13 protein-coding genes are annotated in these 8,847 nt (G+C 44.6%); all 13 read right to left on the bottom strand.

Annotation, left to right across the window (positions count from 1 at the left end; genetic code table 11):
* Nucleotides 1-15 precede the first annotated feature (15 nt).
* Nucleotides 16-246: a phage tail assembly protein T gene (locus GWI59_RS06820; protein ID WP_231133514.1), complete on the bottom strand. Its 231-nt coding sequence runs from the start codon at nt 244-246 to the stop codon at nt 16-18.
* 44 nt (nt 247-290) lie between these two features.
* On the bottom strand, nt 291-707 hold the full coding sequence (locus tag GWI59_RS06815; protein WP_036894767.1) for a hypothetical protein: 417 nt from the start codon (nt 705-707) through the stop codon (nt 291-293).
* A gap of 64 nt (nt 708-771) precedes the next feature.
* Nucleotides 772-1,359 (bottom strand): hypothetical protein, encoded by a 588-nt coding sequence (locus GWI59_RS06810; protein ID WP_237584695.1) that lies wholly within the window; start codon nt 1,357-1,359, stop codon nt 772-774.
* An 87-nt stretch (nt 1,360-1,446) separates the two neighbouring features.
* Complete coding sequence (gene gp17, locus GWI59_RS06805) at nt 1,447-1,788, bottom strand: tail completion protein gp17 (protein WP_161724317.1); 342 nt, start codon at nt 1,786-1,788, stop codon at nt 1,447-1,449.
* A 5-nt stretch (nt 1,789-1,793) separates the two neighbouring features.
* Nucleotides 1,794-2,267, bottom strand: coding sequence for an HK97-gp10 family putative phage morphogenesis protein (locus tag GWI59_RS06800; RefSeq protein ID WP_072062637.1), 474 nt, complete (start codon nt 2,265-2,267; stop codon nt 1,794-1,796).
* Entirely contained in the window at nt 2,257-2,586 is a 330-nt protein-coding gene (locus GWI59_RS06795) for a phage head closure protein (RefSeq protein WP_161724315.1), read from the bottom strand. Before GWI59_RS06795 ends, GWI59_RS06800 begins: the two co-directional genes overlap by 11 nt.
* A gap of 8 nt (nt 2,587-2,594) precedes the next feature.
* Complete coding sequence (locus GWI59_RS06790) at nt 2,595-2,921, bottom strand: head-tail connector protein (protein ID WP_058336093.1); 327 nt, start codon at nt 2,919-2,921, stop codon at nt 2,595-2,597.
* A complete protein-coding gene (locus tag GWI59_RS06785) occupies nt 2,921-3,115 on the bottom strand; it encodes a DUF7210 family protein (RefSeq protein ID WP_072071162.1) in 195 nt (64 codons plus the stop codon). Before GWI59_RS06785 ends, GWI59_RS06790 begins: the two co-directional genes overlap by 1 nt.
* Before the next feature lie 45 nt (nt 3,116-3,160).
* Complete coding sequence (locus GWI59_RS06780) at nt 3,161-4,375, bottom strand: phage major capsid protein (protein WP_161724313.1); 1,215 nt, start codon at nt 4,373-4,375, stop codon at nt 3,161-3,163.
* 11 nt (nt 4,376-4,386) lie between these two features.
* Entirely contained in the window at nt 4,387-5,238 is an 852-nt protein-coding gene (locus GWI59_RS06775; protein ID WP_161724310.1) for a head maturation protease, ClpP-related, read from the bottom strand.
* 5 nt (nt 5,239-5,243) lie between these two features.
* On the bottom strand, nt 5,244-6,566 hold the full coding sequence (locus GWI59_RS06770) for a phage portal protein (RefSeq protein WP_161724308.1): 1,323 nt from the start codon (nt 6,564-6,566) through the stop codon (nt 5,244-5,246).
* Entirely contained in the window at nt 6,567-8,309 is a 1,743-nt protein-coding gene (locus GWI59_RS06765) for a terminase large subunit (RefSeq protein ID WP_161724306.1), read from the bottom strand.
* Nucleotides 8,263-8,730, bottom strand: a complete 468-nt coding sequence (locus GWI59_RS06760) for a phage terminase small subunit P27 family (RefSeq protein ID WP_036937618.1) — start codon at nt 8,728-8,730, stop codon at nt 8,263-8,265. The genes GWI59_RS06765 and GWI59_RS06760 overlap by 47 nt, the downstream gene beginning before the upstream one ends.
* Nucleotides 8,731-8,847 lie beyond the last annotated feature (117 nt).

The following is an 8,847-nucleotide window of genomic DNA, read 5'->3' as shown; positions in this document are numbered from 1 at the left end:
AGCCCCAAAAAAGGGCTATCGATTAGCTAATACACTCTCAGTGACATTATCCCACACCTCTTCTTCCGTGATTTTCTTCTTCCACATCGGCATAAAATCCATCAATTCAGGCGGAGACATTTTCGGATCACGATTTATCATCGCGAGAAGATGCGCCACTTGTGCCATCCGATAATCCTCTCGCCATAAACCAAAGGGTTGTTTGCGATAAAAGGCTTCATATTCACACAAGTGGCTTTCAGGCATTTGCTCTATTTCCGCGAGCGTTTTTCCCAGTGCCAGCGACAATATCAGTTGGAATTGTCGCCGTTCTCCAAGTTTTTTTCGCTATTCCCCGCTTCTGCTGTAAACACCGCATTAGAGAACCCTTGTCCTAAACGATTAAGACCTTTTAAGTCTTCTTCATTTTCAGCATCAAAAAGCAGTTCCCCTTTTTCATCACACAACTTAAAAGCCAACATTCTGGCGACATCATATTCATCGTAGACACGATTTATCGCCTCGTTAAATTGTTCGGGATCGTCTTCATCTAAATAAATGTCCTGCGCCTCGGCAAGCTTGATTTTAATTTGACGAAGTTTGCGCTGAATGTAATTCATGGTGCCAACATCCAGCTCTTTGACATAAAAGGTGTTGTCTAAATAAGTAAAAGGCGTCACTTTCAGTGCTTGGTTTAACACTAATTCACGCAATAACGCGTTAGACATAATTACTCCTAAGATTTTTTATCGAGAAGGGAGAAGAGAAATAATGAGGTGGATGAATTAAGGGTTATTTCTTCGCATTCAAATAATCACGGCCAGACAATTTAATCGAGATCCCTGAATCCATCATTTGCCCTACACTGCCATCAATGTTCATGCCCGTTTCGACGGAGCCGTAATAAAACATGGAGCCTTCATCTCGCGTTAAGACCATTTTCACCGCAAATTTTTCTTTGCTGTTTTCATATTTACGCAAGAGTCGTTGCACATCACTGGAGCTATACCGTAAGAAAAAGGTCAATTTAATTGAACCGTATTCCGTATCACCGGATTCATATTCCTTGCCATCACTGCAAATGGTGGTGACATCGATTTGTTCAGTTGTTGAGCCATCTTTACTGAAGCTTTTTACGGCACAAAAGTTATTAGACCACTGAATACGTTGTGCTTTGGCGTTTGCAAAATCCGTGGGTAACGTTTTATCACTCCAATCCACTTCGTCGCACAGGGTCACTTTGTTGCCATCAACCTGTGCAACAGGAAAACGTCCATCTAACTCCCCGAGTCCCGATAACATAATCATGTCATCGGCTTTCAGCTTATTATTGGCGATGGTAATAGTTGCCGGTGATAACGTCGCTTCCGTCACGGTCATCGCCTCTCCTAAGCCGGTTTGCACAAAGATCTTCGTGCCGAGGAAAGGCGTCGCTTTATGGTTTTTTGACTTTGCCATATCCATTCCTTATTTATCTGATGAAATCATTAATTCAAGAACAAGCCGATGCAATTTGACATCCGCTTCATACCCAAAGACCGCATTCACCCGTTGTGCAAATGGGATTGTCGCAACAATCTGAGCCTCAATTTTTTTACGCAAGACCATAAGGGGTTGTGGCTGCGGCGCATACACATCAAGTTGCACGCGATAGTTATCTAAATCCGCATCCTCCAGCGCACTGTTAGGTGTGATACTGGCAAATTGGATCACAATGGCGGGATAACGCCCTTTGCCTTCGGGTAATACCTGAAAAAAAACCCTTCCATCGACAAGCGGTGAAAGGGTCTCTTTTAATTGCTGTATCATGATCTCTACCTTGTTTTTTCAATATCCTCTTTGAGTGTTTGAACAATCACTTTAGCCGTCGCTTCCTTTTTCGCCTCAAAGCTGAGGCGCATAAACGGTTGTGCGGGCATCTTGGCGGTACCAAACTCGACAAACCACCAATAAAACGGATCATTTGGGTTCAATGCCGCACTTTTTCCCGTTGCCTGTTTAAAGGCAGACACTTTTTTACCCGATAATGATTTCACCCAAATACGCGTTTTGACTTGTCCATTGCGCTGCACTTTCGTTTTAGAACGAATATTGCGCTTGATGGTGCCTTTACGTCGATGCGGTACCGTTTCCTTAAGGATAGGCACTCGATGTTTGATTTCCTGCTTTAACGCCAAAGCCCCTGCATTCATTGCCTTACGCGCACTTTGATTTCTGGTTTTACGGGCAATGTCTTGCATTCGTTGAGCAAGTTCAGACAATCCACTGATTTTAATTTCACCCATCATTCACGCCCTCTTTGCACATCAATTGAAGCTCACGATGACGCTCATCAGGGTCAATAATCGAAATAATATTAAATATTCGCTTACCCCATACAATACGCATCGAAGTATCAATATCAGCGATATAGCGAATAAGAATTCGCGTTGTGGCCTCACTTTGTACTTGCTGGGCTTGAAAATATTCCCGTCCTTGATAAGGCATGATCGCTGCACGTACTTTTGTCGCATGATCCGTCCAAATCACATCACTGCCACTGATGGCATCGGGCGCTAATACTGATTTTTGAATATTAATGGTGTGGCGTAATCGTCCTGCACGCATAAAACCTCCTACAACCCATAAATCCGGTAAGGTTGAAGTAGTGCGGTGACCGCAAAAGGTTGTGTAGAAAAAGCTTGCCCCGAAATTACCCCCTCACGATTTTCATACCATTGCGCAATTAATAAGAGCATTGCCGCAATCACATCATCCGTTAAGAACAAGGCTTCAGGATCTTCTTGTGCTTTATCCATCTCCTGAGTTTTATGTAATGTTCGACGCGTGTAATTTTCAACATATTTCACAGCGGAACCGATATACAGCGTCAATAAATTATCGTCATCCGTAAAATCAGGATCGATATTGCAATGCTGTTTCACCAATTCGAGAGAAAGCATTATTTCTCCTTTTTCGCCTTAATATTTCTTTTCGGTTCAGGTTCGGGTTCAGTAACAAGATGTGTTTCTTCCTGTTCTTTGGCATAACCTTTTTGGATTAACTCCCGTCCATGTTGCTCTAAGGTATCAATCTGCTCGCCTTCAAGCACCACTCGTCCCTCAAAATAAATGGCTCGTAAGATGACTAATTTCATATCACCTCCAAAGAAAAAGCGGTCATAAAGACCGCCTTAGTTACATTAATCACTTGACGTTGCTACCGTAAAATCACCGTAAACAAAGGCTTCTGGACGTTTGATCGCCAAAGCAAGACGCTCTTCACAACGAATAGAGATCATGTTTTTCTCAAAATCATCGGCGTTTTCCGTTGAAATCACCACATTCGTTTCTTCGCGATCAAAGAGCTGTGCACCCGCATTAAATGCCCCTGTTAAGAATTTCCCTTTAAACGCGGGAGTTTCTGTTGCCACAACCGGTAATCCCCATAAAGTCGGCCCTGTTAATGCGGAAGGATTAGCCAAAATATAGCGCCCCAAAGCGTCTTTGGTTAGTTCAATTTTCGCCCAGTCAATAAAGTGTAAAACGTGACCAGAAGCAGGGAAACGCGCCAATTGAGCTTGAAGCATGGCAAGCCGTAAATCATCGATACCATTTTGTTTTTCAACCGTAAAGGAGGCTTTATATTGAGTGGCTTGTGGGATAATGCCGTGCAAATGAGCCCCAGATCCATCACCAAATAAAATTTCTTGCTCTTCAACAAACTTCAATCCATAACGCATTTCTGCATCAATCAACGACTGCAACTGAGAAAAATCATCTAAGATTTGTTTAGACGCTTTAAACATATGAGCAATCGTCGTCACTGGCGTGATTTTGGTCGCAAAGGCAATGTCGCTATACGGCTTAGTGGTATTTTCAGGCGCAACCGCCGCCTTGTTGGTAAACCCCGTTTGCTGAACCCAGAAAATGGCGGGAGATTGCGTTTTACCTGACGCAATTAAGTCACGAATAAAAAGTCGTTGTTTCGGTGCAACATCGATACCCGACAATCGTTGTGGTTCAACCACGCCTTCGGCAACGCCCGTAGATGTTAATGCTGCTTGAACAGGAATTGAAACACGTTTGCCCCCTTGAATGCTGGAATTGATCTCTTTTAATACTTCAGCCGAAATCACTTGTTGACCAACACTTTTTACAACCTGCACCGCATTATTGAGTGGCATTTGCGCAACATGTTGTTCTAAATCCCCTAATGCGGCTTTCAGTGTTTTTTCAGATTCGCGTAGCGCATTTAGCTCAGTTGCCATTTTGTCTACGGCATGTTTCGTTTCTTCATTTAATCCACCCACTTTCTGCGCTTCTTTTAACGCTTCTTCAGCTTTGGCATTAAAATGTTGATTGGCTTCTTCAATTTTTGCCGATAGGTTTTTTAATAATTCATTTGTCTCTGACATAGTCACTCCAATTACTTAACGCAGGCAAAGGCGGTCACCGCCTCCTCCAATTTTGACAGGATTTCAGGATTAATATCGCAGGTAGCGCTTGGCATACCATTAGATTGGGAAGTAGCGCTCGGCATACTTCGGGTTAATGCACTAATTAGTTTTCGTCGTTCAGCACGAGGTGTGTTGGTTTTGGCAAGTAGCGCATCCAGTTTTCGGATCGCGGCTTGGGGACTTTCATCACCTTCGTCAATCACATCGGCAGAAAGTAGGCTGTCCGCAAATCCCTTTTCTATCGCTTCACTCGCACTGATATATGTTTCGTTGTCCATCATCTGACTCACCACGTCACTCGATTGCCCACTGCGTGCAACATAGATATCGGTCATCGAGGCATCAAAAGGGGCGAGATCATGAGCAAGTTTTGCAAAGTCGTGACGATTTCCTACCCCCATTGCCCAACAGTTATGGATCATTAAAAAGGCACCGCGCCCCATTTTTATTTCATCCCCTGCCATCGCAATAATGGACGCAGCGGAAGCGGCAATGCCCAAAATATTGACCGTTACCTTGCCACTGTGAGCACGAAGCAAGTTATAAATGGCCAACCCTTCAAACATATCGCCCCCTGGACTATTGAGGTTAACGACAATATCTTGCTCACCAATGGCACGAAGCGCGGCGGAAATCCGTTTAGCGGTGACACCTTCACCCCAATAATCTTCTCCAACGACGTCCAATATCGAAATCGAGTTATCCGCACTGGATGCCCGAATACGGCTATTCCATTTATCCAGTGCTTTGGGTTTCAGCTCATAGCGAATCAATGCGCAGGGGCGATCCTCCAGCGCGACTGGCAACTGATTTTTTTTCATAACGATTACTCCTCGGGACGAGGTGGATTGGATTGAGATGGGGTTACAGGTTCACCTTCAGGAAATAACCAGTTAGTGATCTGCGCTTTGAGCTTTTCAGCTTCATTGTTCGTGATGTCTTTTCCGAGCTGATCCAGTGGCGTTAAATTAAGCTGAACCGTATAAATATCGCCCCCTTCAATAGGCGGTAAATTCTCTAACCGTCGAACATCATTTCGGCTCATCCAGCCATTTTGTAACGCTGTTGTGTAATAAGCTGAACGTCCTGCACTGTCTGCACGTAATAAGCCCTCAACAGAAAATTCCGCATAATAATCATCATCACTGTCGAGTAAACAACGATTAATTTCTTGCTCAATATTGACCAATAAGGGACGTAGTGTATTGGTCAAAAACTGCATATTCATCCCTTCCACACTGGATGCCCAACTACTTTGCTTATCGGCATGCCCCACCATAAAAGGTGGAACGCGAAACCAACGGCAAATTTCCTCAATGCTAAATCCGCGACTTTGTAATAATTGCGCCGTTTCAGGGTTCATGGTGACATTTTGATAAGACAAATCCGCTTCAAGGATCATCACCTTTCCGGCATTTTTTGAGCCGGTAAACGTCATTAAATGCTTTCTTAGGCGTTCTCGTTGATCGGCTTTCAAGGCATTCTTTGACGTTAATAATCCACTGGTTTGTAACCCATTTTCAAACACTTTTCCGGCCGCTTCATCCGTCGATAACGCGGTACCAATCACATCACGCCCAATCTGGATCGGTATCATTCCGCACACACCATCCATACCAAACCCTCGAATATGCATCATATTTTTAACGGGAATAACCCGTTTATTCGATTTAGGCATGGTATAGGTATATTCCAATTGCCCATTTTCCAATCGTTTCACCGTCATGTTTTGAGGTAATAACGGTTGAAGAGAAACCAACTTTTTCCCGATATAACATTTTTCAATAAACGCATTTCCTCTTAAACATAAGCTGGCAACAACCATCAACATAAAGCGAGAAGGCGTCATTTCTGCATTGGGTTTTCGGCATAATACGGTGTAAGCGGGATGATGTTTCGCCAGTTCGCGCGAGCCATCCGCCTTCGTTTGATAGATTTTCAATGGCAATGTCGAAATAGATTCACTGAGTAACCGAACGCAAGACCATACCGCAGACAGCTGTAATGCATTATCTGCGGTGACCACCTTGCCACTGCTACTCTTTCCAATCCATTCTTCCCAAAAGGCGCCATCAGTTAAACTAATGGGTATCCCCATCCAATTGAGGATCGCCGATTTTATTCGGCTCTTTTTTTTCACGTTACGCATTTAGATCCCCACAATAATTGGGTTATCAAAGAAACCATCAATATCCCCTTCATCCTCGAATTCCCCTTCAGAAGCCCCAATCGCCATTGCTGATGCCACCACACCATCAATTCGACCGGTGCTTTTTTTCTTAGCAAAGACGCGGTTATCTTTTTGGTCAGCCTCAAGCACAGCGGATGCAGCATTCCATCTCAAACAAGGATTGGCGTGGATCTCAATCTTCTTGTCATCAATGAGCTGTTCAAACAGTTCGATAGAGTGTGGCATCCATAGCCCTGAATCTTTGGCTTTGTAAAATCCTTGTCCATGTTGGATTAAGGGAACCGTCACCCCCACCTCATCCAGTTTGGGTACAAGGTATTTAATGCGATAAGGGTCAAAGGCAATGGCTCTCATGTTGACGTGCATCACCATCTCCGCAATGCGTTCTGCCACAAATTCATATCTCACCGCATTCCCTGGCGTGGTATGCATAAAACCTTGCCTTACCCATAAGTCGTAAGGCACTCGGTCGGTTTTCGCTCTATCCAATAAGGTGTCTTTGGGTGTCCAAAATTCGACATAAAGACGTTTAAGGCGAGGAAAATACAAGGCTAATGCGGTTAAATCTTTGGTTCCCGATAAGTCCAGTCCGCCATAACACTCTTCACCTTGAAGATCATCGAAGGTGAACGTATTTTCACACTGCATCCATGTTTCACTGTTAATCCACGGATTATCGGCATCCACCCACTGACAAAAATTGAGCCGACGCACAATGCTTTCTTTCGCGGGCATACCTCGAGCTTGTGTCACTTGCTCGCGTAAATAGCGATCAGAAAAGGTGTAGCCCAGTGACGGATTGGCTTTCCCCCAGCAAGACTCATCCTTAAAGGGATCATCACCTTCATCCAGTGAGCAAATATAGGAAAAAAAGCTGTCGTCTTCGATAGTGCCTTCGGCGACTTTTCGACCGTATTCATGGTAGTCATAACACACACTGGTTTTATCATGGCCACTGTTGGTGATCATAAATATCAAGGCTTGTCGCCGACCTTTTGTGCCCGCTCGCATCATCTCAACGGCAGTATTATTTTTGTGCTCATGAATTTCATCAATCAACGCACAATGGGGACGAGGCCCTGATTGCCCATCATCTGAGCTAATTGGGCGAAAGAATGAACTCGTTTTCAAATAAGCCAAGTTCCACTCTTTGCCTGTTCCGCCTGATTTGGTGATCCGCTGACTTAATGCGGGAGATTGATCAACCATCGCCACCGCATCACGAAACAAAATCATAGCTTGGTCTTTTTTCGTGGCCGCCGCATACACTTCGGCACGCGGTTCACTGTCGGCGACTAAACAATACAACCCAACGCCACCTGCCATCGGGGATTTTCCTGAACCTTTGCCTGATTCAACGTACACCATGCGAAATCGGCGTGTGCCGTCTGTCATTTTCCAGCCAAAAATGGAGCCAATCACAAAGCATTGCCAAGGCAATAAAATAAACGGTTTGCCTTCATGCTCCCCGCCATTGAGCTTTAAGACTTTCGCAAAAAAATCGATCACTCTTTTGACGGCTTCGACATCCCAGACTAATCCCCGTTGCTCGGCTTCGTTTAAATCTTTGAGATGACGCGCACAAGCATGACGAATATCAGGTCCCGCTAAAATTTTGCCTTGATGCACGTCTTGCGCGTATTGCGTTGCGGGATCAACCGAAATATTGGTTGAGCGGATCTTCCTCTTCTTCTCCACCATCCATCTTCACCTTCGAACGAGCGGCGGGGGTTAAACCAAACTCGACTAAATAACTTTTAAAAAGACCGTCTTTTTTGTCCAACATGGCAACCGCTGGATTCGCTTTAATTAAAAAATCCCCTAATTGCGTTTTTGTGGTGTATGTCTTACCTTCAATGGCAATGGTGTCTCGCAATTGAAGAATATCGGCGTAGATATCACACAGCCGTTCTAATGCCAGCGTGTCAGCCACGGTTAAAACGCCCATCCCATCGAGTATTAAGGTTAATTTTGCCCACGCCATTTTCCCCCAATCCGTTAAATGTTCGGGTGGGCTTGGAATTTCACGTTTGGGTTGGGGTTCTTTATCGTTGAGTTTTCGTTTTCCCGGATTACCGGTGACCACCTTCAAGTGGGTCGGTTTCGGGCGTCTTCCTGCCATCGGAACCTCCCAGAAAAAAACTTTTCATTTCGCGGTTGTGCACACAAATGAGGGCGCTAGGTAATCAGGGCGAAAGTGTTTGAACTTTTACCCCGCCCCCACCCGTTGTTATTTCAA

The organism is Proteus sp. G2673 (assembly GCF_009915125.1).
Lineage (GTDB): Bacteria > Pseudomonadota > Gammaproteobacteria > Enterobacterales > Enterobacteriaceae > Proteus > Proteus penneri.
Note: the sequence above shows the minus strand (reverse complement) of the source record. Positions and strands in the feature narration are given on the sequence as shown.

Excerpts from the sequence above, each read along its gene's own strand:
- GWI59_RS06780 (WP_161724313.1), bottom strand. The coding sequence starts at position 4,375 with ATGTCAGAGACAAATGAATTATTAAAAAACCTATCGGCAAAAATTGAA.
- GWI59_RS06775 (WP_161724310.1), bottom strand. The coding sequence starts at position 5,238 with ATGAAAAAAAATCAGTTGCCAGTCGCGCTGGAGGATCGCCCCTGCGCA.
- GWI59_RS06810 (WP_237584695.1), bottom strand. The coding sequence starts at position 1,359 with ATGACCGTGACGGAAGCGACGTTATCACCGGCAACTATTACCATCGCC.
- GWI59_RS06770 (WP_161724308.1), bottom strand. The coding sequence starts at position 6,566 with ATGCGTAACGTGAAAAAAAAGAGCCGAATAAAATCGGCGATCCTCAAT.
- GWI59_RS06815 (WP_036894767.1), bottom strand. The coding sequence starts at position 707 with ATGTCTAACGCGTTATTGCGTGAATTAGTGTTAAACCAAGCACTGAAA.
- gp17 (WP_161724317.1), bottom strand. The coding sequence starts at position 1,788 with ATGATACAGCAATTAAAAGAGACCCTTTCACCGCTTGTCGATGGAAGG.
- GWI59_RS06795 (WP_161724315.1), bottom strand. The coding sequence starts at position 2,586 with ATGCGTGCAGGACGATTACGCCACACCATTAATATTCAAAAATCAGTA.
- GWI59_RS06790 (WP_058336093.1), bottom strand. The coding sequence starts at position 2,921 with ATGCTTTCTCTCGAATTGGTGAAACAGCATTGCAATATCGATCCTGAT.
- GWI59_RS06760 (WP_036937618.1), bottom strand. The coding sequence starts at position 8,730 with ATGGCAGGAAGACGCCCGAAACCGACCCACTTGAAGGTGGTCACCGGT.
- GWI59_RS06785 (WP_072071162.1), bottom strand. The coding sequence starts at position 3,115 with ATGAAATTAGTCATCTTACGAGCCATTTATTTTGAGGGACGAGTGGTG.
- GWI59_RS06765 (WP_161724306.1), bottom strand. The coding sequence starts at position 8,309 with ATGGTGGAGAAGAAGAGGAAGATCCGCTCAACCAATATTTCGGTTGAT.
- GWI59_RS06800 (WP_072062637.1), bottom strand. The coding sequence starts at position 2,267 with ATGATGGGTGAAATTAAAATCAGTGGATTGTCTGAACTTGCTCAACGA.
- GWI59_RS06820 (WP_231133514.1), bottom strand. The coding sequence starts at position 246 with ATGCCTGAAAGCCACTTGTGTGAATATGAAGCCTTTTATCGCAAACAA.